The sequence below is a fragment of the Palleniella muris genome (assembly GCF_004792655.1).
GTDB lineage: Bacteria > Bacteroidota > Bacteroidia > Bacteroidales > Bacteroidaceae > Prevotella > Prevotella muris_A.
The window spans coordinates 21,455-47,870 of the sequence record NZ_SRZC01000012.1; the positions used below are offsets into that span (position 1 = coordinate 21,455).

The 26,416-nt window shown below is 45.4% G+C and carries 19 protein-coding genes and 1 pseudogene; 6 read left to right on the forward strand and 14 right to left on the reverse strand.

All coding sequences use genetic code 11. The features are described 5' to 3' along the window. Positions 1-377: 377 nt before the first annotated feature. From E5358_RS08240 to E5358_RS08305, 14 genes and pseudogenes are all read right to left on the reverse strand, one after another. Positions 378-5,390 carry an N-6 DNA methylase gene (locus E5358_RS08240; protein WP_135939737.1) on the reverse strand — a complete coding sequence of 1,671 codons (5,013 nt, stop codon included), beginning with the start codon at positions 5,388-5,390 and terminating at the stop codon, positions 378-380. A 913-nt stretch (positions 5,391-6,303) separates the two neighbouring features. Beyond that, positions 6,304-6,471 (reverse strand): hypothetical protein, encoded by a 168-nt coding sequence (locus tag E5358_RS15100; RefSeq protein WP_160246875.1) that lies wholly within the window; start codon positions 6,469-6,471, stop codon positions 6,304-6,306. Positions 6,472-6,497: 26 nt separating this feature from the next. Then, positions 6,498-6,767 carry a DUF7688 family protein gene (locus E5358_RS08245; protein WP_123482809.1) on the reverse strand — a complete coding sequence of 90 codons (270 nt, stop codon included), beginning with the start codon at positions 6,765-6,767 and terminating at the stop codon, positions 6,498-6,500. Positions 6,768-6,771: 4 nt separating this feature from the next. Next, positions 6,772-7,020 carry a DUF6926 domain-containing protein gene (locus E5358_RS08250; RefSeq protein WP_094401911.1) on the reverse strand — a complete coding sequence of 83 codons (249 nt, stop codon included), beginning with the start codon at positions 7,018-7,020 and terminating at the stop codon, positions 6,772-6,774. Between the two features lie 342 nt (positions 7,021-7,362). Continuing rightward, entirely contained in the window at positions 7,363-7,761 is a 399-nt protein-coding gene (locus E5358_RS08255) for a single-stranded DNA-binding protein (RefSeq protein ID WP_094401813.1), read from the reverse strand. Positions 7,762-8,553: 792 nt separating this feature from the next. Next, positions 8,554-8,730, reverse strand: a complete 177-nt coding sequence (locus E5358_RS08260; RefSeq protein WP_094401811.1) for a ribonuclease P — start codon at positions 8,728-8,730, stop codon at positions 8,554-8,556. A gap of 413 nt (positions 8,731-9,143) precedes the next feature. Then, entirely contained in the window at positions 9,144-9,839 is a 696-nt protein-coding gene (locus tag E5358_RS08265) for a hypothetical protein (protein ID WP_260403680.1), read from the reverse strand. Between the two features lie 4 nt (positions 9,840-9,843). Continuing rightward, entirely contained in the window at positions 9,844-10,272 is a 429-nt protein-coding gene (locus tag E5358_RS08270; protein WP_246863805.1) for a hypothetical protein, read from the reverse strand. A gap of 390 nt (positions 10,273-10,662) precedes the next feature. Beyond that, complete coding sequence (locus E5358_RS08280) at positions 10,663-11,139, reverse strand: hypothetical protein (protein WP_123408028.1); 477 nt, start codon at positions 11,137-11,139, stop codon at positions 10,663-10,665. 441 nt (positions 11,140-11,580) lie between these two features. Then, the gene (locus tag E5358_RS08285; RefSeq protein WP_123482737.1) at positions 11,581-12,162 is read right to left on the reverse strand and encodes a hypothetical protein; all 582 of its coding nucleotides are present in this window, start codon (positions 12,160-12,162) and stop codon (positions 11,581-11,583) included. Positions 12,163-12,934: 772 nt separating this feature from the next. Next, positions 12,935-14,005: pseudogene (locus E5358_RS08290) on the reverse strand (site-specific integrase); the annotation flags it as partial. Positions 14,006-14,348: 343 nt separating this feature from the next. Beyond that, positions 14,349-15,749, reverse strand: a complete 1,401-nt coding sequence (locus tag E5358_RS08295; protein WP_135939739.1) for a restriction endonuclease subunit S — start codon at positions 15,747-15,749, stop codon at positions 14,349-14,351. Continuing rightward, positions 15,746-16,552: a short-chain dehydrogenase gene (locus E5358_RS08300; RefSeq protein WP_135939740.1), complete on the reverse strand. Its 807-nt coding sequence runs from the start codon at positions 16,550-16,552 to the stop codon at positions 15,746-15,748. The genes E5358_RS08295 and E5358_RS08300 overlap by 4 nt, the downstream gene beginning before the upstream one ends. Positions 16,553-16,556: 4 nt before the next feature. Then, positions 16,557-18,569: a type I restriction-modification system subunit M gene (locus E5358_RS08305; protein ID WP_135939741.1), complete on the reverse strand. Its 2,013-nt coding sequence runs from the start codon at positions 18,567-18,569 to the stop codon at positions 16,557-16,559. A gap of 1,376 nt (positions 18,570-19,945) precedes the next feature. Between E5358_RS08305 and E5358_RS08310 the strand changes: the two genes are divergently transcribed. The 6 genes from E5358_RS08310 (at position 19,946) to E5358_RS08335 (ending at position 26,415) form a co-directional block, all read left to right on the forward strand. Further along, the gene (locus E5358_RS08310; RefSeq protein ID WP_135939742.1) at positions 19,946-20,755 is read left to right on the forward strand and encodes an electron transfer flavoprotein subunit beta/FixA family protein; all 810 of its coding nucleotides are present in this window, start codon (positions 19,946-19,948) and stop codon (positions 20,753-20,755) included. Positions 20,756-20,770: 15 nt separating this feature from the next. Then, positions 20,771-21,811 carry an electron transfer flavoprotein subunit alpha/FixB family protein gene (locus E5358_RS08315; protein WP_135939743.1) on the forward strand — a complete coding sequence of 347 codons (1,041 nt, stop codon included), beginning with the start codon at positions 20,771-20,773 and terminating at the stop codon, positions 21,809-21,811. A 115-nt stretch (positions 21,812-21,926) separates the two neighbouring features. Continuing rightward, the gene (locus tag E5358_RS08320) at positions 21,927-23,681 is read left to right on the forward strand and encodes an acyl-CoA dehydrogenase family protein (protein WP_135939744.1); all 1,755 of its coding nucleotides are present in this window, start codon (positions 21,927-21,929) and stop codon (positions 23,679-23,681) included. 182 nt (positions 23,682-23,863) lie between these two features. Beyond that, positions 23,864-24,724, forward strand: a complete 861-nt coding sequence (locus tag E5358_RS08325) for an enoyl-ACP reductase FabI (protein WP_135939745.1) — start codon at positions 23,864-23,866, stop codon at positions 24,722-24,724. Between the two features lie 166 nt (positions 24,725-24,890). Further along, positions 24,891-25,721, forward strand: a complete 831-nt coding sequence (locus E5358_RS08330; RefSeq protein WP_277821226.1) for a metallophosphoesterase family protein — start codon at positions 24,891-24,893, stop codon at positions 25,719-25,721. Further along, the gene (locus tag E5358_RS08335) at positions 25,702-26,415 is read left to right on the forward strand and encodes a hypothetical protein (protein WP_135939746.1); all 714 of its coding nucleotides are present in this window, start codon (positions 25,702-25,704) and stop codon (positions 26,413-26,415) included. The genes E5358_RS08330 and E5358_RS08335 overlap by 20 nt, the downstream gene beginning before the upstream one ends. Position 26,416: the final 1 nt, after the last annotated feature.

The following is a 26,416-nucleotide window of genomic DNA, read 5'->3' on the forward strand; positions in this document are numbered from 1 at the left end:
GGGGCGAAAGGCAAGGTTTTCAAGATGATTTTTCACCATGCTGCAAAATCTCGCTGAAACAAAGCCTGACCTTGCACATCGCTCCCGGATGCCGAACTTCGCGCCGTAAACCACGGTCGGACGGCTTTCAAGGAAAGATACTCTAAAAAGATGAGTATAACAGGTGCTTCTACATACAAAAGGCAAGTAGGATCAGGTGGTTCCCACTATGTAAAAAAGGGACCGGTGGACAGTGGATAAGAGGGTATCTGATATGTATAATAGGTATGCCGGTTATAGTCCGAGAAGCATCCGAGACAATCTTTTTCTATACAGAAGAAACCCTCTGCCCGGTTATCACAACCAAACAGAGGGAAAGGTCAGAAATTATATTGTAATCAGGCAGCGTAATCAGTCGCTCTTCTGCCGGGTATCGGAGGCATGTCTGTTTCCGCCTCTTCCTGTTCCGGTCTGTTGTCCTTAAGACTCTCGTCAATCCGCTTTTTCAACTCGTCACATTCCTGTTTGAGTGCGGTCAGTTCATCCTGTCTGCCCCATGTGCGGCTGACGATAGCCTGTAATGTGGGAAGCTCGCTTTCCAGTTTGGCTATGCGCTCACGCTGCTGCTTTATGATAGAGGGCAGTTTGTCAAGCGTGGTCTGCGGATAGAGTGCCGTGTCTGCAAAGCCCAATGGCAATGCACCGGAAATTCCGTAACGGTATTTCAGACCGCTTTTGCCCTCGACAAAGAAAGTGTTGCGGTCAAATGAGCCGTCAAGGTTGTACTCGCTCTTTACCAAGAGGTCAAGCCCCATGTATGAGCCTATGACGGTATAGGCGTTCCCCCGATATGCCTTTGCTATCCTGTGAAGCTCACGGCCTGTCTTTTCCGCCGTGTCCTCGCCGGTCGAGAGCAGGGAAGCGATTTTGTCGCCGCTGTATGATGCCACATACTCAAGGTCATCTTCCATACGCTGAATAAAGGATGCCGCTTTTTCCGTGTCCTGTCCGTTCTGCGCAATCTTGCGCTCCGCACGTCCGCGCTCTTTCTTGAATATGGCAAACTCCTTTTCAAGCTGCATGATTTTATTGTCGAGCTTCGCCTTGTTCAGCAGGTCGGTATTTCCCGAAAGGATTGCCACGAACTCCGCAAAGTTCATGCCGTTGTCCTCGTCCATGCTGTCCTCGTCGATGCGGCGCACGGCTATCGTGCCATTGTTTATCTGATTGATAAACATTTGCTTGTTCTTTAAGAGGTTGAACTTGTAGGCATCAAGTGTCTTTTCTGTACCATAGATTACCACATCCACGGTATTGTTTCCCCACAGCTTCACGGTGTTGCCCTTGCGTACCGCCCGACCGTTGCGCTGTTCCATGTCGGCAGGTCGCCAAGGTATCTCAAGGTGATGCACCGCAACAGCCCTCTGCTGGGCGTTTACACCTGTACCCAACATGGATGTAGAGCCGAAAAGCACACGTACCCTGCCTGTGTTCATATCGTCAAACAGCCGTTTCCTCGCCCTCTCGGTGGTGGCGCACTGGATAAACTGTATCTCACCTGCAGGGATGCCGAGCATTATCAGTTTCTCCTTTATGTCGCAATAGATGTTCCACTCATTAGGCTTGTAGGTGGAAAGGTCGCTGAAAACGAACTGTGTGCCACGGTTTGCGTTTGAGCGCACATAGTAGTCATAGACCGTCCTTGCGCAGATGGAAGCCTTGTTGTTTTCATCGTCAAGGAATTTGTCGCCGAGCAGCCTCATGTCAAGAGCCATTTTTCTTGCCACGTTGGTAGCGATAAGCATTTTCGCCTTGTCGAGATTGTCCGGTTCGGGAATGTCAAGCCCCAGATCCGTCCAATTTCCGGAACTGGCGAATGATACAAGACGCCCTATCATTTCTTCCTGTGCCATGGTCGGGGCATGGGAAAGGAAGCGCACGTTCTTCTCCGGCACATCGAGGTTAATCATGTCGGCTGTGCGGTAGTCCGTTATCTCACGCAGGAAAGCGGCGAGTTCCGGCACTTTGATGTAGGTGCGGAAACGCTCTTTGCGTTTGATGTTTCCTGTCACGTTCAGCTCGTAGTCGGCGCATTTCTTGGTGAATATTGCCGCCCATGCGTCAAAGCAGCTTATCCTCTGCCGTTTCAGTTCATCAGGACGCAGATACTTGAACATCACATAAAGCTCTGTAAGGGCATTGACTACGACAGTACCCGACAGGAATGTCGCACCCAAATCGTGCCCTGTCCGCTTCTGTATGTCACGAATTGCGAAAAGCAGGTTCGCTGCCCTTTGTGAGCCTTTCGTGTTTCCGATGCCTGCAACCCTCGTGTGGCGTGTCTGAAACATTAAGTTCTTGAACATGTGGCACTCGTCCACGAAAATATGGTCTATTCCCATGGAGTGGAAATCGACCGTATCATCCTTGCGGCTGTTGATGCTCATGCGCAGGTTGGCGAGTTTCGCCTGTAGGTTCTGTTGGCGTTTCTCCAATCCGCTCTGCATCCTGCCACTTCGGTAGCGCATGGTGCTTTCCTCCAATACCTCAAGGCTACGCTCGACATCCTGCAGTTCTTCCGAAAATATCTCAAACATCGTTTCATCTGACTGCGGTATCTTGGCAAACTGGTCGTGTGTGAGAATGATGCAGTCCCAGTTATTGTTTTGGATTTTTGAGAACACCTCTTTACGGTTGGCTGGAGTGAAATCCTCTTTGCCCGGATAGAGTATCTTCGCTGACGGATAAGCCTTTCTGAAAGTGTCGGCTATTTCATGCACGTTGGCTTTCAACCCTATAATGATAGGCTTGCGAACAAGTCCGAGACGTTTCATTTCGTATGCGGCTACGCACATTATCATGGTCTTTCCTGTACCGACCTCATGCCAGCAGATGCCGCCGCCGTTCTGCTTAATCATCCAGATAGCATCCTTTTGTGAGGAATAGAGGTCATCGTAAGGGAACTGTTCAAACGAGAGACCGGGGAATGTCTGCGCCGAGCCGTCATAATGCGGACGGACATAACAGTTAAACCGCTCGTTGTAGGCTCTCACAAGGTTATCACGCACCTCTATGGGCTGGCTGTCAAGCCATGCATTGAACTTGCTGCGGATTTCCTGTATCTTGGTAGCCGCTTCCTGTATGGCTTCCTCGTCCGGCACACGCACCTTGTCACCTTTGCGGTACACCTCTTTTGTGATTTCGGGCACGGTGTCCTGCAGGGCATGGACAAACAAGTCTTCACCGTTATAGTTGCGGACAGAATAGGTGTGATAGGCTACAGCTGAATATCCCTGCAAGGAAACAACATAGGTGTCGTTCACATCGAAATACATAACCGTTGTATCGGTCTCGAAAAGTTCTTTTGCGAAAGCGGCATACAGGCTTGAGTCAATCCAACGCTCACCCATATTTATATCCAGTTCCTCATAGGGGATTGCTTCGGGGGTCGCTTCCTCCAATGCTTTCAGCGAGGTTTCCGCATACTCCTTTTCGTTTCCGTCAAGTTCCTGCAGCAATGACATGATTTCCTTGTGTTTTGCAATCACATTCCCGGCAATGAATTTCCCTTTGTTCTCCCATTCTCCCGATATGGGGTTATAGAATATCTCGCCCTTTAGGTCATTTATGGCATCCGTCTCGCTTCTGTCCGAGCTTCGGGCGATAAACGGCATATCCACCTTGCCGTAAAAATTGAGGCTTGTCGCCAACGCTTCCATGGGGGAAAGCACGGTCATGGCATCTATCTTCTTGAATGCCACAGGCTCACGCATGATGTCAGCCTTGCCGATGGTGTCACCCGACTGCATTTCAATGGTGAATACCTCGATGCCGAGGCTGTCAAGCATGATAAATTCCTTGTTGTCGTTGTCGTGAAACAGCCCCCACTTGGCTGTGAACTTGTCATATAGCGCATTAAGACGTTCCCTCAATTCGGGGTATTCCTGTTCTTTCTCACGCTCTTTGTATGACAGTTCAAAATAGGTTTCACGGATGGGGAAATAGTCATTTGCCCTTTCTTTCGCCGCTTCAATGTCAGCCATAGGCACAAAATCCACCGCAACATCAGCATAACGGCTTGACTTGCGCATCTTGAGGTTGCCGAGCTGTTCCTCAAACATCACCATTGCTCCGTCTTTCATCCACCATGCCACTTTGTCGGTATATGCACGTTTGCCCCTGTCTTTCGGTTGCGGTGTGATTTCCTCACCGAAAAGGTCAAAAAGCGACATTTGCCCCTGTGCGTCCTGTCCGTCATTAAGGAAAAGGCTCTTATGGAAGAAACGGTCGAAATCCATTTTGAGCAATGCGGAGAAGTATTGCCGCATCATCGCTTCCTCGCCCTGCCACTGGTATTTCCTTACATATTTCCCAAACTGGTTCATGGCGATACGGCTGTCAGTGGCGAGTGCGGTCTTGGGCTGTGCGAAAAGTTTGTTGGCATATTCCGTTACTATGCCGTCCGCTCCGTTTTCTTTGGCGGTCTGAACAAACAGCCTCTCACGCTGTGACAGGGTTGTTTTCCTTGTGTGCTTCTGGAATACCAACAGGTCTGTGCCTACCTCGATGCCGCCTGTTTCCATGAAGATATTGTCGGGAAGCCGTAATGCCGTGATTAGGTCGGCATGGTTCACAAGATACTCACGAACAAATTTGTTGCCCGGAGTGTCAGCTATGCCCCTTGAGGTCACAAAGGCAAGTATGCCGCCCTCATTGAGCAGTTCCATTGACTTTATAAAAAAGTAGTTGTGTATGGTCTTGGTGGATTGCTCGTATATGCCGCCCTTTTTCCACATGTCGGCATCGAACACACGGAAATTGCCAAACGGAATGTTGGAGGCAATGACATCAAAGCCCTTGTCCTGTAGGTCTTGCTCCCCGATAGTCTCAAACCCTGCCGTGACGGTAGTTGTCTTGTCATTGAGAAGCGACAGGATAAGTCCTGTCATGGGGTCTTTCTCAAAAGCGTATGTGTTTGCTCCCTGCATGGCTGTTTTCAAAAAGCCACCAATCCCTGCGCTTGGCTCAAGAAAAGAACGCATCCGCATACCGTTGTCGCTGAAGATGGTGTGTATCTGCGCTGCCACGGTGTCAATGATGAATTGCGGAGTGTAAAAAGCAGTCAGCACGGATGCCTTTATTCCGTCAACCAATGCCTTATATTCCGCTTCCTTGCCGTCTGCGAATTTCTGCAAGAGTTCCTGTAACCGCATCATAGGCTCTGCCATGCCGTCGGGCATGGGTTTATCCGTGCCGATGTTCAGCACCTCTTTGATACCTCCGAAACCCGAATAAAGGGCTAATGTCTTTTTCTCGCTGTCAGTGGCTTGTCTGCCCTGACTGTGTACCGCCAACGCTGTCTCAATGGCGTTCACATTGTCGGCTAATGCCTTTTTCTTGTTGTATCTCATATCTGACCTTAATGTTGAAGATTTATTTCTTCCCTTACTTCCTGCTCCTTCAGGAGCCGTCCGCAAGGTGGTTATCTGCGCAACACAGGGGCATCTAAGAGGCTTTAGGGACAAGGTTTTCAAGATGATTTTACCGCACGGCAGTAAAATCTCGCAGAAACTCCGTACAACCTTGGCATATAAGCCCGGATGCCGAACTTCGCGCCGATAACCACAGGTAGTGACGGTTCCGAACAGAAAAGAATTTTCTAAAAATGGCGGTGAGTATTTATAAAGGGTGGCGGCGGAAATCGCGGGACCTGCTGCAACATAGGCACGCATCCCGAAATGAAGGTAAAGTTGGGGCAAAGAGCGAACTGTGGGTGTCATTGACAGGCTGTGTGTGGAAGCATGACACACTCTGCCGGCCCACACTCGCCCTGTGACGGAGACCGCCCGGACTTGAACGTAATACAGGGTGTCGGCGTGACTGGCAGCATCGGGTGTCCCTGCGATCCGCCAGCGTTACCAAAGATTATAAAGGGAGTATCGGCCATGTCGGACAAGCGTCATTATAAAAGGCTCCTAAATTGCTATAAGAGTAAGCAGGCGAAGGTCACGGGACTGGCCGTAGCACAGGCACGACAGCCCGGAGTGGAGGGTAAGTCGGGGTGAAGAGCGAACCGTGGGTGTCACCGACAGGCTGTGTGTGGAAGCATGACACACTCTGCCGGCCCACGCTCGCCCTGTGCCGGAGGCCGCTCGGACTTGAACGTAATGCAGGGTGTCAGCGTGACTGGCAGCGTCGGATGTCCCAGTGGCTCGCCAGCGTTGACGAAACCTTATAAAAGGCAAGTTCAAGGACATCATGTCTGCTATAAATGGATTTCGCATGGAAAAGGACTGCCGGATGTCAGCAGTCCCTCTGTCATGCTCAATCTTCCCAATCCACATCGGCATCTTCCATGATGTGCCGTAGGACTATACGGCATCGTTCTGTATCAGCTTCCCGTATCATCGTGCGGATGCTGCTGCGGTAGGTCGTGGAGTATGCGAGTTCTATCAGTTCCTCGTCATGGGCTGTCAGTTTTTCTTTTTCCATAATCAACAATTTTAGAGGTTTGATTGTCAGTATGCCGGTTTCTCCAGTACAGCTTCCGCTGTCAGAATCCCGCCATGCCACAACGTGATTGTGCCGGGAACGAAACCCATATCACCGTATGCCACGTGTTTGAGGTAGTCCAGGTATTCCGCTCTCGAAAAGTTCTTACCGCTAAGATTTCGGAATATCATCGGAATAGAAACACCGTCACTGCTTGACAGGACGGTTTGCCCATCCTGCCTTATCTCATCCAGCGTGGCTTTGCTGAACACGATGTTGCGGTCATCTGTATTCATGGCACTAATCATTATTTTTATAGATAATGATGCAATCCTCCACTTCGGTCGGCTGCCCGAACAAAGGGACGCTGCTGAAATACGGTTCTGCGCCTCCTTCTTCGCTTTCTGTGATGGGGACGACGACTTCGATGCCCTGTTCGCGGCAGATGTCGTCAATCTGCTTAATCTCGTCAGCGTTCAGGTTACTTGCATCGCCATTCACCAGATAAGGCAATGCGTAGGTCGGGATTTTTTCGATGCTCTTTTCCATTTTCTTTTGAATTTAACTGTTAGACTTGTGGGATGACCTTTTCCCTGCCTTAGCCCGGCTTGCGGATCGGCCATTCCTGTTTTCTTGCGGCATTGAGGGGATGGTGGCCATAAGGGGAATTAGGCAAGGCCTTCAGAACGGAGTGTGCCTTGATGTTTGCCCTGCCACCTCCAAATTCGCCGCAGAAAACGGATGACCGGCCGCCGGATGAACAATGAGATATAACTGGTGATTGGGATTTACAACCGGTGACAGCCAGAATATATAAAGGGCTTGACCGCAGCCGGTGAGCAAAAGAAAAGACGGCCGTAGCCGTCTTTTGAGAAGAGAGGTTTGGAAGCGTCACGCAGCCTTCTTCTTGGAAGTCTTGCCTTTCGCCGGCTTTTTGCCATCGGTTTTCTTTTCGGTGGACAGTTCGCTGACGGATGTGGCGACGAAGACGATGCGGCTGTGCTTGGTTCCGTCTTCCGATGTCCATTCTTCCGGACGGATGAAGCCTGAAACCTGGACGAGCTTGCCTTTCTTGAGAAGCTCGAAGGTCGATGCCTCTTCGGACTTGCGCCAGCACTCGCAGTTTACAAGGGCCGACTTGCGGGTGGTCTCGTCACCGTTGGTTTCCGTGCGGCTGATGGAGAGGGGGAAACGGGCAACCGAGTTCTTCTCGAAGTTGCGGATGTTTGCGTTGACGGCTACGAAGCCACTGAGGTTGAAAGAGTTGGTGTTGTTTGTTGAAGTTGCCATAACTTTAAGTATTAAAGAGTTAAACATTTAATTTTTACGATGCAAAAAGATGACATGGGCATAGGGTAGCACCAGCGGAAGGTTCGGCAAATACTCTTTTTGTTGAGCCTGTGAAAAGAAAAAGGAAGATTTGTTGAAAGCCGTTGGTCAAAGGCAATGTCCGTCCCGTAGGAGCCAAAGCTCCGCCATGATCATAACTTCGCATCAGGAAAAATAAGTGTGTATGACTCGCCGTAACACTGTTGTGGTGACTTGGCGACACCATACTTTACCGGTTGGCTGTACGTCATGGCGACTTCCGCATAAACTCGGAAACCGAATATTGCACGTTCCTTTCATTTTGACGCAGTACCGACAGCAAAGAGACCGCCTCGTGGCTGTGTATGTGAGTGCGGCTGTACGTGGACGTATTGACCGCTTCTCAAGAATGGCTGGCCCATGGTCGATGTCCATACGGATAATGGATGATTGGAAAGATGACGGATGAAGTGCCGCAGTCTTTGCCGCATCCGGCTAACCGCTGACAGAATAAATCCGGCAAAAGCAGAAAGAGCAAGCCCAAAAAGGAAATGCACGCTCCAGGCGTGTCTCCAAGGAGGGCACGGACTGACTGCATCGGCGAAACAGTCTGCCATTAACAAAGGGATTGTAAGATAAAAAAGGAAATCTTACAGTAACCGTATCTGGTGGAATATAAAGGGAGGCCTTCAAAAAAGAAATATAACAGGAAATACCAGGACGGTACAATCCGAGCATGTTGCCCGGATTGCCGCATCCATACATTGGCACGTGTCAATCGAAAACAATCACTTCGTCCCGATGGGTTGCCATCTCTATGCCGTTTGAAAGCCGTACTACGACCTCTGTGCCGTAATCTCCAACAATCTGACCGTCACAGATGCCTTGATAGTCCTCTATAAGCGTGCAGTATGCGCCGATGATGTCCGATGTTTCTTCTGTCTCATACATGGTTTTGTCTGTGTTAAAGTTATTGGTTTTTATCCCTGCCTTTTCGCTTGTGCGTCGGGATTTTGAATATTACAGTGCCTGTAAAGGTGGCGCATGGCAGACAAGGCAAGGTTTTGGAGGGAAAGATAGAGCGGAGTCTCCATCTTGCAGTGACAAACACCGTGTGCCAGACCTTGACGATCTGACAGCGGCTTCTACCTTTGCACCGTAATATTCTGTAACCCCGACCGACAAGCAGGAATTGATAAATCCAAAATAGAAAAGGACGGAGTTGACTATATAAATGGACTGTCATGTATGGCTATAACAGGAAATCGTAGATATAACCACAGGTGAACTCCGTGGAATACAAGAGAAATGGCAACGGATGATTTAAGAAAACAGGCAGGGGCTTCCCTGCCTGTCCGTCATTGTCACCCCAAATAGCAAGAGGCGTCTTTGCTGTCCTTGTTTATGGTGGTATAGTGTAGGATTTCATCGACGCTGCTTAATCTCCGCCAGCCGTTGTAAATCCTTTCTCCGTTAAAGTCTATAACCTCCAGATGGCAGTTGCCCACTCCGTCATGGTTCCGTTCGGAATCAAATGTAATGCTGATGCCGTTGGCATAAGTCAGGTATAGCGAAGTGTAGTTTACCTTTACCGATGGCTTTTCCACAGGGTCGCTTCCGTTGAAATATCCTGCGGCAAGCAAAAGTTGTTCGGCGAATTTCACAGCTTCGGCAGAGTATTTCACCATGGCGGATTTGACAGGGATTTCATCATGGCTGTTTCCGATGAAGTTATATGGCAATACCCTGTTACGATACGAGAGCAAGAATGGTTCGTGACGCTTCTCCTTTATTGGGAGGTTTGTTGCCATATACTCCTCTTTCGTGATGATGTAGCTGTCAGTCATCTCTTCGTTCATATAGATGCAGTAGGCTCGCTTCGCACGTTTGCGCTTTTCCTCATAGGCTCTTTGCTCCACTGCGTCCATGCAGTTGTATTTGTGCCGTGGAACTCTTTTTACTGCATTGACAAAAGTAGGGGTCTTGCAGTACCCGAACTTTTCTGCAAATTCGGGTACTGTCCCTATAAAATCATAGCCTTTCCAGTTGTACTTATTCATCTTGTTATAATTCATTGGTTAAATAGTTGCAGGATGTAATGACGAAATCTTCCACTCCAAATACAGCGAGAGATTTAAGGTCTTCGATACCATCGCAATAGAAGAATATCTTTTCATCAGTGGCATCGTCCGCATCTGAGGACAACTTTACGGTTACAGGGGACGGCTCAATAAATTTTTCATCTTTCCACACGATTTCACACATCGCATAAAGCGGCTCTGTTCCATGCTCGGCACAAAAATTTGCATAGAGTTTGTCAATATCCTCTTTGATTTCATCGACATCAGAGAGGACAACACCGTTGCCGCAGTCATCACACCATCCGTAAATAAATGCTTCGTCCGTATAATTACGGAAAGATTTGTCATTGGGGTTAATCATGGCTTCACACGCCACATTCATACCTCCGCATTTCGTACATATCACTTTCATATTTCAATTATTTAATTTCCCTGCCTTTGAAGCCTTCTGACTTCACCGTAAGGGTTTGTTTTACGTGCGGCTCAAACGGGGGAGGCAAGAACAGAGGGCAAGGAACCGGGAATGAAATTTTATGAAAAGCCGGAATCTGTGATTGCGGAAAGTTTCCGTCAAATTTCATCAGAGGTAGCACGGCGATACTTGAACGGTGTTCGTCCACCGTAACTTTGCACAGGAAAACAAACCGTGGCGATGTCACGGCAAGCAGATCCGGCTTTATACAGGGATATTGGATGGATAAAATAGGATAAGCATGAAGCGGAACTATAAAAGGTATAGCCCGATATGGTCTTGAGGTATAAGACCACCCGTATTGTAGCGGATGGTCTATGCTTAGGTCTGTTATTCTGAAGTCCCCTTGCTCATCAGTGTGAGTTGGTTCGGACGGTCTGCAAACCAATAGGCATCACTGTCAAGGTACACACATCTGTCACCGTTCCAAGGTTTGCCGAAAGCGAGTATTTCATACGGACCGAATACAACGCCGTAATCATTTGTGAACGCCACCATGTCGCCGACTTCCAAATCAATCTCGGTAGCAATAACTTCTGAAAGCCTATTGTAAAACGCAGTACCGTCCGCTTCTTGTTTCTCTCTCCATTTCAGAAATTCCTCCTTATGGCTTCTTGTCGGGGGTATCGGTGATAATTCGGAAGCCAGTACCTCCGCTTCAGAGTGGTCGCTTGCAATCAAAATGATGCTGTCCTCATACACTTCTTCAGGAACGGAAATAACTTTGTAGCCCCCACTGGATATGCCGTTGTCGGGGTCATTCCAATAAAGCAGGTTGCCTGTCTTGATAAAATCGTATTTGCCCATTGTCTTTTTATTTGGTTGTTATTATTTCCCTTTATTCGGCCTGTTTGCGACCGTTGGGATTTATTTTTCTGCAATAAAGAAGGAGGCTGGGGCAATCCTGCAAGGCTGATACGAAAAATACGCTCGACGGAGAAGAGGAAGATTTTACGGTTCACTCGCGACTACAGTCGGCATTGACATGATTGGGAAAGCCGATTTACCTTCGTAGAAAAATAGAATCCTCCACAGGGCGCAGAGAAAAAGCTGCTGGAAGCCTTATAAAAGAAAAAAAGATTATAACCGGATAACTTGCAAAGGTTTTGAACAAATCCTTGTACCTTATAACAGGGCGCAACTGTCGGCAGACTGAATTTTAAAAATCCGTATCGGAATTAAGCCAATACGGATTTCAGCATTATAAATTAGGAATTTTCAGCCTTATCTATGCCTTTGAAAAATCGGTCAAGCGGAAATTTTGTACTCGTGGATATAGCAGTGGGCATGTGCATATTTTTTTCTCCATTGTCCTACAATCGCATCCACATCCAGCTTTGACTGGACTTGCATATCGCAGATTTCCTCCAACCACTCATATACACTCTGTAAATCTGTAAAATACTCGGTGTAGTATTCCTTTTTTGAAATGCACACTTCGACAACAAATCTATCAGGAAAGTATCTGCCTTCATCGTCATTGGTATAATACAGAGCCATTCCTGGTTCCTCCGACCGATATAGATAGTTTAATGCCGGATATTTCCTACATACCACATCGAGCGTCTCATTGCATGGAGCCCATGCTGTTTCTGTATTGAAAGTAAGCACTCTGCCGTCAAACTCCAAATCGTTCCAGCTTCCACGGCAAGATACATCTTCCCATTTTTCGCCAAGGGCATCAACAAGACATCCCAACCAAGTAGTCCCAAATCCATTCGGAACAGAAGGGTCTTTTGACTCCTGTAGCTTGTTCATCAAATCATAGAGGCTTTGTAATTCCTTTGCGTCGCCCTCTATCGCATACGCTGTGCAGCACCAGTTAGGCATATTCTTAAACTTTAATTTGTTAAACTTGTTCCCCTTTACTCAAGGTCTTTCGACTTCTCCTGAAAGGATTGTTTTCATGTGCCGTTTCAGACGGAGAGTGAAAGGACGATAGACAAGAAATCAAGGATAAAATTTTATGAAATGCCGGAATCTGTGATTGCGGAAAGTTTCCGTCAAATTTTGCTGAAGATAGGGAACGCTTCTTGGTGGACGTTCTCTCTCCGTAACTTTGCACACGAAAACAAACTTTCGTGGGAATCGTAAATGCTGAAAGCTCTATAAATGGAACATCATTAACACAACGTGGAACAAAAAAAGAAGAGGCCTTCAAAAAAAGAAAAAAGACCTTATACGAAACAAGTCAGAAAGTCGTGTTATATATACACGAACTGACTGACTAATATTCTGACTTGATTAAAGACGGGTCTCTACGATGACAATGAAATCGGATTCGGTCTAAAGACAAAACAAGTCAGAAGTCATGTACTATATATACATGAACTGACTGACATATTTATTGACCTGTTCATGTATATCTTTGAACAAGGTCGAAAGCAAAGACGATTTTGAATGGGTATAAAAAAGAGGGAAGCGGATAATTGGGCTTGTTTTTTTCTTTGAAGGCAAAAAATAATTCCAACGAAAAGGTAAAAGTAGTATATTTGCAACTGTCTTTCAATTATAAATCAGGCTAATTTTTTTCGACGAATATGTTACCTTCGTGTTAGTCGTAAATTTATGTAAGTTTGAATTGTGTTGATATTTAGATAGTTATAATCATAGTTTTAGAGAAGTATAAAGTATGACGTGCTGAATGGTAGGAGATTGACTTCTCGATACCACATTCCTTGATAACCTTTTTCAACTGCTTGCACATCGTCCAGTAGTTGATTTCACCGAATACCGACTTACCGTCTGAACGGTTCTTGTGTCGTTCGATAATTTGAAGAGGAATGTCGAGCAGCTTTACCTGAAAAGGCACATCCGTCTTGTGGCGTTTGCCGATTATCCATTTCTCGCCGTTCACCTCCACTATCTCATCCGTCGTCAGCTCCTTCATGTCCACGAAGCTCAGCGCAGTGAAACAGGCGAAGATGAACAAGTCCCGGACAAGCGTTAGCGTGGGGCTTTCAAACTCATGCATCATTACGGTCTTTATCTCATCTTCCGTCAGATACTCCCGTTCCTTTACATTCGGGCTGATATGGAACTGTGCAAACGGATTTCTCGGTATCAACCCGTTGTAATGCGCCCGCATCACGACACCTTTCAGCCACATACAATTAAGCCAGATGGTAGCATTCTTCAATCCCCGTTCTGCCGTCAGGTAGGCGGCAAACTCCTTGATAAATTCGGGTGTCAGCTCCAACATCGACATATCGTTTCGCTTATAGAACGACTTGATAAAGGCAGCCACATAGTTTCTTGCCCTTACCATCACCTTGTATGTGCCGATACTGCGGTCTTTTCCGACACGTTTCAGAAAGTTGGCGCAATCCTTATCGAATGCTTTTATCAGTGTTTCATATTCGCTTCCTATCCCTTGATAGGCGTTACGCACCATTTCAGCCGTAACGTATGCCTCACGGTCGGAAATGCGCTGGTAGTGCTTGATGATTTGCGCCTTGATGTTGTCAAGCGCGAGGTTGATGTCCCGTGCCTCGCGGCTCTTTCCTTTCGCCTTGTTGCCTTTAACGTCCCAAAGCGTCTTGGGGACGCTCTGCTTGCAGCTGAACTGCGCTACAGTCCCGTTGATTGTAACCCGTCCCATGATGGGGACAATGCCGTTTTTCTCCTTGCTGCCGTTCACATAGAACAGCACTTTGAATGTGCTTCTTGCCATACTCGTTTTTTTGATTGCAAAGTTAAATATCAACGAGTTAGACCATGTAAGCCAACCGAAGCCACAAGCTGCCAGTTTCGGTGACAAGTGTTAAAAATCACTTTCCGGCGGGTAACGATTTGAAAACCGTTCTGCTTCATAATTCCGCTTTCCTTTGCGTTACCCGATTTTTGCCGCTGTCACCGTCTGGCTTCGCAAATGCCTTTCCACTAAGCCATTCAGTGCCATTTCTTCCGTTTTATTCGGTTATTCCAGAGATTATCTATAATTTTGTTATGAGAAACTTTTATTTGTTTATTTATAATGGTCTGGCATTGACATGCAATGCAATAGATGTCTTCTTTCATAAATTACCTAATATTATGTTTTCTATTTCCTGCTTTGTTTTTTCAAGTAATTCAACTCCTTCTTTTTGAAGTCGTTTTGCTTGTTGCCGTATCGAAACAATATTTTTTACTATCTTATTTTGGATTTCTATTTCGGGTACGGGAATAAGCATTGAGGATATTTCTTCAAGATTTATATTCGCTCTGGCTACTGGTCGTTTAAGGCGATCAAGATTTAGCTGACCTATTGAAGATTTGATTACCTCCTTAATATATTCCGGATTATACCCATCTTTCAATCGTACTAATGCTATTGCCTGATTTATATTTGCTTCACGAGACGAATGGTAAATTCCCACTTGTCCTATTGTTGCGCCAACAATAGCAATCATTATATCACCATTTTGTACTTTAGACGACTTCATTCGAGTATCATGAACTTCTCGTTTTATGTATAATAAATTATCAAAATCTACTTCACCCATAATGTCAATGTTGCCGCTTCTGATAAATGCTACACCATGTTCAGAATCAGTATAATCATCACCACCTGATTTTGGAGTGATGCCACTTGTTATCAATACGGTAATATCACTTAATCTTCGCAATTTATAATTAGATGTTTCTGACAATTGCTTAAACGCTTGATCAAAATACTCTTGATGATAATATGGGTCAAACCGTTTGTTTATCAATTGAGATACAGAAATGATATTGCATTTGTTCTCAAAGGAATCTTTAGAAGGCAATATTACCCCTAATTGATTCAATATATATGTATCAACCCTACTTTGAATATTTTTAGATTCTTGTTCTTTTTGTTGTTTAGCTTGCAATGCTTGCTTATGCGCATCAATAATTTTCTTCTGGATATGAAAAGGAGGAAGGGGGACAAGCATATTTCCATATTCTTCTGCATTAATATTAGGCTGTCCTGTCGTTCTTTGTGTAGCCTTAACCCATTCTTTATAAATGGAAGTTTGGGTGAATGCAAACAGATAATCAGGCAGAACCAAATCTTGATTGACAACAAACCTAATCATATAGCCAGCAAAAAGGCATGGATATGTCACTTTTGCTGTTTTATGAATATACGATTTGCCTACAGTATTTCCACTCCGAGCTATAAGAATGTCGTCATCATTGAGAATATATTTGTGCTCCACGTTATTTACTGTTGCGCCCCAATTATCCAACAACAAACCGTTATCGTCAATGTCTGTTATTCGCACATATCTTATTGTTTCATTATTTTCTCGAATAATCCCAGCTTCCCCTGATCCATATTGTGGTTTTTCTGTCAGCAATTTCCTCAAAGGGACTGTTGGATATCTATAACAGTGACCTATGTAGTGCAGATAAGTAAAATCAAATCTGCACCCTATAATGTCTTTTATTTTTATCTTTTCGAGAATCATATTGATTTCTTTATTTGTGCTTGTATTGCATTTAATGCATTAGACGCCTTTTTTATTTTCTCAGCTTTTTGAATAGCATCAAGACGCTCATCCAGAATTAGCTCAATGCTATTTCGCATAATATCAAAATAAGCGAGGCATTTTTCTTCGGATAATTCATGGATTCCTTTGCTTAGGATTCCATAAAGAGATTTATTTTCTACAAGAAAAGACGGTAACAGTTCTTTTAAAACGTATACACGCTCATCCATTCTCTTCTGTTCAAAATCCTCTTTCTTTATTACCCCATTTGTTATGGCTTTATTTGCGATTTCATAAATAAGTGACTCAAAAATTCGTCTTAAGTAAATAAATGAGCCCACTCCAATTCCATTTGCTGCTAATCCAATAGCACGAGTGAATTCCTTCAACTTATCATTGGATAGAACTTTCTTATATTGCTTTATTTGGCCAATATGCACATCTGCCACTGAAGGATATTGTCCGATTTTTGTAATGGTTCGTTCTTCTGGATTCCAACGTACCAATAAATGCATTTTATCATTATACCGACAACATCTTAAAACTATTTGACGTATTCCTATTTTTTCTGTATACGAACTATGCCAATAACCTTCTATACAATCATTACCTATTCCTTGTATCAAAAGGAATGTTGATTCTTTTTTTTGGAAAGGATTATAACCATCAAATGTATTTTTAGAAAAGTGACTATACAATTTTTTTGCAAAAGGCTCAGCCTCATCGGCAAAAGAAACTTCGTGATATAGTGGAGTGTCAAAAATAAATTCTTCCGCTGTCATAAATTCAAATTTTATGTATATGGTTATAAATATTCAATGAAGCATCAGGTAACTCGTTTCCGTCCATCGGTTTGTTTGTTGCATCATAACCAATGTTTCCTACGTTAATCATCAATATATCATAATTTTCTGAATATTGATAGATCTTTTTTTTGTAAAGTTCCAATATTCGTTCTTGCCGCTGTTCCTTACCCAATCCTTTTTCTACCTTAACAATCGCTTTCACATTGTTCAATGTTTGTTCAAACTTCTTTGTAAGAGTTTGTGGATGTTTTTTCAAGAACAGGACGGAGGACTTTACACCTGCGTTTACATGTGCAAATGTGTGTTGTGGAAGCGAAACAATAGCTAATATTCTGAATTTTTCAACCAACCAATCACGTACATATTGACTTGTTGAATTTGTCAGAATGCCGTCAGGTACAACGATTGCCAAATATCCGTTTTCCTCATTCAGATATTTATAGCAACGTTCCAAGAAAAGGATTTCTGTACTTTGAGATGCACGCCATTTCTTTTTATTGTTATCATCTGCAATCCGGTCTTTTATCTCCGTAATACCAAGATTTTTTTCAAACAACTCATATTCTTTATAATAGTTTACTTCGTCTGCCTTAATAGTGGAACCAAATGGAGGATTTGTCATAATCAAATCAAACGTCCCATCTTGGAACTTAAGATTGCGATTTTCAATTTCCAATGTTTTATTGTTCTTAAGACCGTCATTGGTAATGATGTTCGTGTGGCCGTCATCGTGAATTATCATGTTCATTTTGGCAACGCGCGATATTTGCTCGTTGATTTCAATGCCGAATAAATGTTTTTCTGCAAACTCATGCCAATAATTACGCCAAGAAGAACTATTAACATCCTCGCCATAAATTTCATTTGCTTCATCCCGAACAGCTTTTAGGGCATGGAGCAAGAAACCGCCACTGCCACACGAAGTATCAAGAATCTTCCAATCACGTTCTATTCCAATGGAATTTACGATAAACTCAACAATCGGATTAGGTGTGAAAAATTGTCCGAAGTCTCCACGGAAGAATTCTCCCATGAAACTTTGAAAGGCAACCCCTTTTGCATCAAGATCTGTTCTGGAAAGGTTAATGTCTTGTAGATACTGAACAACAGTATATATCTTATGTTTGTCAAGTTTAATGTCGTCTTTGAAGACTTCAGGATCTTTCTTGCGCCCATGCTCATACAATTCTCGAACACGTTTTTCAAGTTCTGTTTTTGCTTTCAGATTTTGTTTGTCATCTTTGTCCTCATGATAAGAGATGATTTGAAAGGCAAATGGTTCCCCTTTTGTCTTTGGCGCATTATCTCTCCATTTCTCATCCCATATTTTACAGAAAATAAGCTTGTCCAATTCATCGAAAGCTGTAGTAGGAGCTAAAGCTCCGCCACCCCACAAAGCATCGTGAGCTGATTTGAACTTTTGTCGCAATTCTGCTTGTGTCCCAGCCTGAGGTTCTTTTGAACCTTTTACATATTTATACCTTTCGACTTTCCCCGCTCGTTTGGGAATATCTGAGATGCTAATTCGTTCTACAGGATATAGTTCAACTAACTCAAAGTACTCATCTTTAATCCCTGACGTAACCCAGATATACTGACTTGCCAAAGAATGGGCATAGCTATATGCTTGATCAACTGCAATCTGAAATTGTCTTTCGTTTATTTGTTCTTCTTTACATTCAACTACAATCAAAATTTTGGAATTTGTCTCATTATAGACAAGAATATCCGCTTCTTTTGTTGAAGAACCTATTTGAACATTTTCATTGACAGATATATTAAGGGGTGAATAATTATATTCAAATATGAGTTCAAGAAAAGTTGCCGCCTGTACAAACTCTTCTGGATTAGAGAGTTTACGTTTAGTCTTATTCTTACAATGGTATGTTATATAACTATTATCGCTGTTGATAGTAATATAATTATTTGCTATTCCTTTTTTTAATGAATTTGTGGAAAGCAGTTCTTTTATTTCATCTTGAGTCTTAGCCATAATATATCATATTTGCGATTCATGGTTTTATCCATTTTATTATTTCTTACATAAATATCTATATCAAATCCATCATCGATGCAGTTATTGTGATACCATGCTTGCTTCATCATTTTTGATGGATGAATTTCACCACGGAGGAAATGAAACAGATTGTCAAATGCTGTATTTTATTGACAGGACTATCTTCTGATTTGTTGTTAAGATAACTTGTAGCAAGTAAAAGTATTTCGCCATTATCAGTATTGTCCATAGATACCTGTATATTCATTACAGAGTACAAAGTTAATCATTATTTTTGTAGCATCCAACAAATTTGAACAAAAAAAACATAGAAATGTTTTGAGACGCAAGCAAAATGGTATTGCACTTTTCAACGTACGCCATAGGAGTAGAACAATCTTTTCAGTTTTAACATTTCCACGGAAATCTGAAAGACAGACAACGGAATATTACAAAAACACATTGTATATAACATACTGTATATTAATTAATTAGCTACCAAACATCTATTTCGTCACCTAATCAACACAAAAAAAACATCAAAATATACTGTTTTGCTGTATAAAAGGTGCTGCTTTTCCACTCCAAAAGTAATACTTTTCAATACAAACAGTATCGGATTAGGCATAAAACTGCCAAATACGCTATCTTTTGCGTTATTTTCCGGCTTCAGAAGTGCATAGGGAGTAAAAATAAAGCAACCTGCATTGTCAAGAAATTTCCCACTTTTAACCATTGTGAAGTTTTGCAAACTCACAATACAAACCGACAAGCAAGTGAACTTTTGAAAGCCATTCTGCGTTTCTCCTGATACAGATGCGAAAGACAGGCATGACTCAAAGAAAACAAAGAAGCCAAAAAAACACTGACATTGCACCACACATGCTTTGAACTCTCATATTTCATAGAGCAACAGGAAACAACAAATCTGTACAGTAAACACATCTTCTTAGTCCCCATGAATCAACATGCGGATCACATCTGCACGAGTCATCAGCAGTTTCTTTGTTCAGATTTTCTCATACAGATTCACGCGGACGAAGAAGATACTCGTAAAAACCGAGACTTGGACAATGTTTTGACATATTGGGAGAATAGGGCGATTACTTTAAAAACTTGATTTACCATCAGCCATGATTGCAGCACCGACACATTTTTTTTATCGTTTTTTTTGCAATTTCGGAAATATTTTGTACTTTTGCATAAGATAAGCTGCACCTCAGCAATAGTGAAAAATTCATATTGCATTCAGTTTGCATTATCTTTACAAAGCAAGACTGTGCGTGACAGAAGGGGCACCAGCCACTGGAACCGTGCAGGAATCTGCTGAGAAACAAAAAGAAAACAAGAAAATAACTAAAACTGCATCTCTTATGAGCTTAAAGATTGTTGTGCTTGCCAAGCAAGTACCTGACACAAGAAATGTCGGCCCTGACGCTATGACAGCCGAGGGTACCGTCAACCGTGCCGCGTTGCCTGCCGTCTTCAACCCTGACGACCTCAACGCTCTGGAGCAGGCTCTTATCCTCAAGGACAAGTTCCCTGGCTCTACCATCACAGTCATCACCATGGGCCTGCCAAAGGCTTCCGCAATCATCCGCGAGGCACTCTTCCGTGGCGCAGACAAGGGGTATGTCATTACAGACCGTCCTCTCGGTGGCGCGGACACCCTCGCCACTTCCTACACCCTCGCCCAGGCGATAAAGAAAATCGGTGAGGTGGACATTATCCTTGGCGGCCGTCAGGCTATCGACGGTGATACAGCACAGGTCGGTCCGCAGATTGCGGAGAAGCTTGGGCTTACCCAGGTTACTTATGCAGAGGAGATTCTCTCCCTTGACGAGGCGACAAAGAAGATTGTCATCAAGCGTCATATCGACGGCGGTGTGGAGACTGTCGAGGCACAGTTCCCGCTTGTCATCACCGTGAACGGTTCCGCTGCGCCATGCCGTCCGGCTAATGCGAAACGCATAATGGCGTACAAGAGAGCAGCCATCCCAGAGTGGAACGCACAGGACATCGAGTGCGACCCTAAGCAGATAGGCAAAGCTGGCTCACCAACGAATGTTAAAGCCGTGAAGAACATTGTATTCAAGGCAAAGGAATCACGCACGCTCACCGGTTCGGACGAGGACATCAACGGACTTATTGTAGAACTTCTCGATGAGAAAATCATCGGATAACAAGGCGCATTTTCTATGAACAACGTATTTGTATATTGCGAAATAGAGGGAACGACCGTCAAGGATGTCGCTCTCGAACTTCTCACAAAGGGCCGTAAGCTCGCCAACACTCTCGGCGTGCAGTTAGAGTGTATCATCGCAGGCAGCGGTCTTGACGGGGTGGAAAACCAAGTAATGAAATATGGCGTGGACAAAGTCCACATCTTCGACGCTGAGGGACTGTTCCCGTACACCACAAACCCTCACACCTCACTTGTGGTCAATCTCTTCAAGGAGGAGCAGCCACAGATATGCCTCCTCGGTGCCACTGTCATCGGACGCGACCTCGGTCCGCGTGTCTCTTCAGCACTGTTCAGCGGTCTGACAGCCGACTGCACAGAGCTTGAGATTGGTGATTTCGACATGAAGGTAAAGAATGAGGACGGCGAACTTGTGACAAAGCACTATGAGCAGCAGCTCTATCAGATTCGCCCTGCCTTTGGCGGAAACATCGTTGCGACAATCGTCAACCCTGAGCACCGTCCACAGATGGCTACTGTGCGTGAGGGTGTGATGAAGAAAGAGGTGCTCGACGAGAACTACAAGGGTGAGGTCATACGCCATGATGTTGCAAAGTATGTTCCTGAGACAGAGTATGTCGTGAAGGTTCTCGACCGTCATGTGGAGGAAGCGAAGCACAACCTGAAAGGCGCGCCTATCGTCGTTGCCGGAGGCTATGGCATGGGGTCAAAGGAAGGATTCGACCTTCTCTTCCAGCTTGCCAAAGAGCTTCATGCCGAAGTTGGTGCGTCACGCGCCGCTGTCGATGCCGGTTGGGTGGACAATGACCGCCAGATCGGACAGACAGGTGTGACAGTGCGTCCGAAGGTTTATATCGCATGTGGTATCTCAGGACAGATTCAGCACATCGCAGGTATGCAGGATTCAGGCATCATCATTTCCGTAAACTGCGACCCGGATGCACCTATCAATACTATCGCTGACTATGTCATCACAGGCACTGTCGAGGAAGTGCTACCTAAACTCATAAAGTATTACAAGCAGAACAACAAGTAACTTTGGTTTTGGGTTTTAGGTTTTGGAGGTTATGATGCAACATGATAACACATGATGCAATATGATACATCACAAAAACCTACAACCCACAACCTACAACCAAAGAAAACAAACAATGGCAAATTTCTTTCAAGATAATCCTGAGATAAAGTTTCATCTCAGCCACCCTTTGCTGAAAAGAATCGTGGAGCTTAAGGAGCGCAACTATTCCGATTTCGGCAAGTATGACTATGCACCTGAGAATTTCGAGGATGCACTGGACTCTTACGAGCGTGTCCTTGACCTCGCAGGCGACGTGACAGCAAACATCATCGCTCCTAACGCCGAGGCTGTCGATGCCGAAGGCCCTCATGTGGAGAACAACCGCATGGTCTATGCGTCAAAGACTTACGAGAATCTTGACGCTACAATCAAGGCAGGACTCAACGGTGTGACAATGCCACGCCGCTACGGAGGCTTGAATTTTCCAATGGCAATCTACTCTGCCATCAACGAAATGATAGCATGCGCAGATACAGGTTTTGAGAACATCTGGTCACTGCAGGACTGCATAGAGACTCTCTATGAGTTTGGCGACGAGGATCAGCGCAAGCGTTATGTGCCACGCGTATGCAATGGCGAGACAATGTCCATGGACCTCACAGAGCCGGACGCAGGTTCTGACCTGCAGAGCGTTATGCTCAAGGCGACATTCGATGAGGAGAACAACTGCTGGCGACTGAACGGCTGCAAGCGTTTCATCACCAACGGCGACTCTGACATCCACCTTGTGCTCGCACGTTCAGAGGACGGCACACGCGACGGACGCGGTCTTTCAATGTTCATCTATGACAAGCGCGACGGCGGTGTTGACGTGCGACGCATCGAGAACAAGCTTGGCATCCACGGTTCCCCTACATGTGAGCTTGTCTACAAGAACGCCAAGGCAGAGCTTTGCGGTTCACGCAAACTCGGACTCATCAAGTATGTCATGGGACTTATGAACGGTGCGCGCCTCGGAATCGCAGGCCAGTCAACCGGAACATCGCAGATGGCTTACAACGAAGCCCTCGCTTACGCAAAGGACCGCAAGCAGTTTGGCAAGGCTATCATCGAGTTCCCTGCCGTTTACGACATGCTTGCCACCATGAAGGCTAAGCTTGACGCAAGCCGCACATTATATTATACTACCTCACGCTACGTAGATATGTACAAGACTCTTGAGGACATCGAGCGTGAGCGCAAGGAGAATGGTGAGCGTCTCACCGCTGAGGAGAAGGCTGAATGCAAGACATTCTCACGCCTTGCCGATGCTTTCACACCAATGGCAAAGGGCATGACCTCCGAGTATGCCAACCAGATAGCATACGACGGCATACAGGTGCACGGCGGTTCCGGCTTCATGCTTGAGTACGCTTGCCAGCGTCTGTACCGTGACGCACGTATCCTCACTATCTACGAGGGCACGACACAGCTTCAGACTGTTGCCGCTGGACGCTACATTACAAATGGGTTCTATGGTCAGGTCATTGCCGAAATGCTTGAAGCAGGTCAGGCTCCGGCATCCGTAGGCTCTGCAGACTGGTGCGCAGAGGAGTTCCTTCCACTGAAGGAGCGTGTGGCAAAGATGGCTGAGAAGTACAACGCTGCTGTCGCTTACACCAACAATCAGAAGAACGATGAGTTCAAAGACCTCGTCATCCGCCACCTCTACGAAATGGCAGGCGACTGCATCATGGCAATCCTCCTTATCGCCGATGCGTCAAAAGCTCCCGAACTCTTCGGCAAATCGGCACGTGTCTATGCACGCCATGCTGCTTCCGAGGTTGAGAAGCATTACGATTTCGTGATGTCCGCAACAGCCGAAGACCTCGCAGACTACCGCAGATAAACGAAAGAACAAATACTGCACAAAAGCTGTATTAATACTTTCACAGACATGATTTAAACCACCATAATCTTCTCAAAAACGGAGATTATGGTGGTTTTTCTTACAATTATTTGTCTGTTAATGAAAAAGTTTGTACCTTTGCCGAAATTTTTTAAGATAACAAACTCATAAGAAAAGAAAATATGTACAACTTACTTAAAGGAAAGAAAGGCATCATCTTCGGTGCCCTCAATGACCAGTCCATAGCTTGGAAAGTAGCAGAACGTGCCGTAGAGGAAGGTGCAGAGATTGTGCTCACCAACACTGCTGTGGCTATCCGCATGGGAACACTTGACGAACTCGCCAAGACAACTCACGCAGCAGCCGTCATCCCTGCCGACGCAACAAGCGTTGAAGACCTCGAGAACCTTTTCACTGAGGCACAGAAAGCTCTCGGTGGCAAGATAGATTTCGTACTGCACTCATGCGCAATGTCTGTAAATATGCGCAAGAAGCGCACCTACGATGACCTCGACTATGGCTTCCTGGACAAGACTCTTGACATCTCCGCAGTGTCTTTCCACAAGATGATGCAGGTGGCAAAGAAACTTGACGCCATCGCAGAAGGCGGTTCTATCCTCGCACTGACCTACGTTGCATCCCACCGCACATTCTTCGGTTATAACGACATGGCTGACGCAAAGGCTCTCCTTGAGTCCATCACACGCTCTTTCGGCTACATCTACGGCCGCGAGAAGCAGGTGCGCGTCAACTGTATCTCACAGTCCCCTACCCTCACCACAGCAGGTGGCGGCATCAAGGGCTTCGACGGTATGCTTGATTTCGCTGACCGTATGTCACCACTCGGCAACGCATCAGCAGACGATTGTGCAGACTACTGCATCACACTCTTCTCCGACCTCACAAAGAAGGTTACCATGCAGACACTCTTCCATGACGGCGGATTCTCCAACATGGGTATGTCTCTCCGCGGAATGGAGCAGTACAACAAGTCATTCATCCCTGAAAACACTGACGAGAACGGCAAGATTATCTACGGATAATCGTCTCTTCTCCGTAAATATTTTTACGTTTTGGAGCATACACAGCACCGCATCGGGAACTATTCCCCTATGCGGTGCTATTGTTTTTTGCAAATAAACACTAAAAAAGTTGTGGTGTTGGAACAAATGAAATACCTTTGTAACAATTTTACAGACCAATAAAAGAATGAACAGACATACCATAAAACATACTGTCATTGGGATGCTCACTGTTTTCTTCATGTCGGGATGTGACATGTTTGAATACCACCCATACAGCACAAAGTTTGAGGGAAGGACAAACATACACGCTACCAGCATTGAGCAGATTGAGCGTCTGTGCAAGGATAAGGAAGAGATAACCTTCGCATTCATCACCGACACGCAGGGCAGCAACACAAACATGCAGGACGCCATAAGGCTGATACGGGAGCGTGGCGACATTGATTTCATTGTCCATGGCGGCGACCAGACCGACTTCGGGCTGCCGAAAGAGTTCATGTGGTGCAGAGACCAGCTTGAAGCCTCAGGACTGCCTTATGTCTCAGTGATAGGCAACCACGACTGCCTTGGCAACGGCGAGCACACTTTCGAGTACATCTACGGTACTCCGAATTTCACATTCAACGCCGGTTACATCCATTTCGTATGCCTCAACACCGTTGCCTTAGAATACGACTACTCACATCCTGTGCCGGACTTCAACTTCATCGAGCAGGACATCGAGACCCTCAAAGGTCTCAATGCCGAGAAAGATTCCATAAAACGCACGATAGCCGTGATGCACTCACGCCCCGGCGACGAGCAGTTCAACAATAATGTGGCAAAGGTCTTCAACCTATATATGACGCAATATCCCGGACTTTTCTGCGTCAACGGCCACAACCACTGCGATGATGTCAGCGACATCTTCAGCAACGGCATCATCTATTACGGCTGCACAAACATCAAGGAGCGTGCCTATTATGTATTTAAAATAAGGAAAGACGGATATGACTTTGAGAAGATTGATTTCTAAACTGCTGCCCGCAATACTGCTTTTCACATCCTTAGGGACAGCAAACGCACAGACAGACACTCTGGCCATAACGGCTGATTCTGCACAAACAGCTTGCGGTGACAGCATAACAGACGTCCAAAGGAAATACCGGAATTACGAGAAACGCACGAATTGGTATAAGAAACAATGGGCAGCATTGATTCCAAACAGATTCTCCCTGCAGTATGCAGGAGACATCGGCATGGTTTCCGCCGGCATCGGCTGGTGCTACGGCAAGCGCGGACAATGGGGAACGCATGTTTTCCTTGGCTATCTCCCGAAAAACCACACTCCCTCATCCTATTGGTCATTCACCGTCAAGCAGGTGTACACCCCATGGAGCCTGCCGATAGGCAAGAAATGGACTATCGAGCCACTCTACGGAACACTGTTCCTGAACTCCATACTCAGTGACGAATTCTGGACAAAGGAACCCGACCGCTACCCTAAAGGCTATTACGGATTCTCAAGCAGGATACGCTTCCACCTCGGCATAGGACAGAAAGTGACATTCCTTGTACCTGCACACAAGCGGTTTCTTGCAAAGAAAATATCCCTCTACTATGAAGTGTCCACCTGCGACCTCTATGTCCGCCAGAGAATCCTGAGCAAGACAATACCACTCAAAGACATAATATGCCTTGCAGTAGGCGTACAATACACAATCCTGTAAC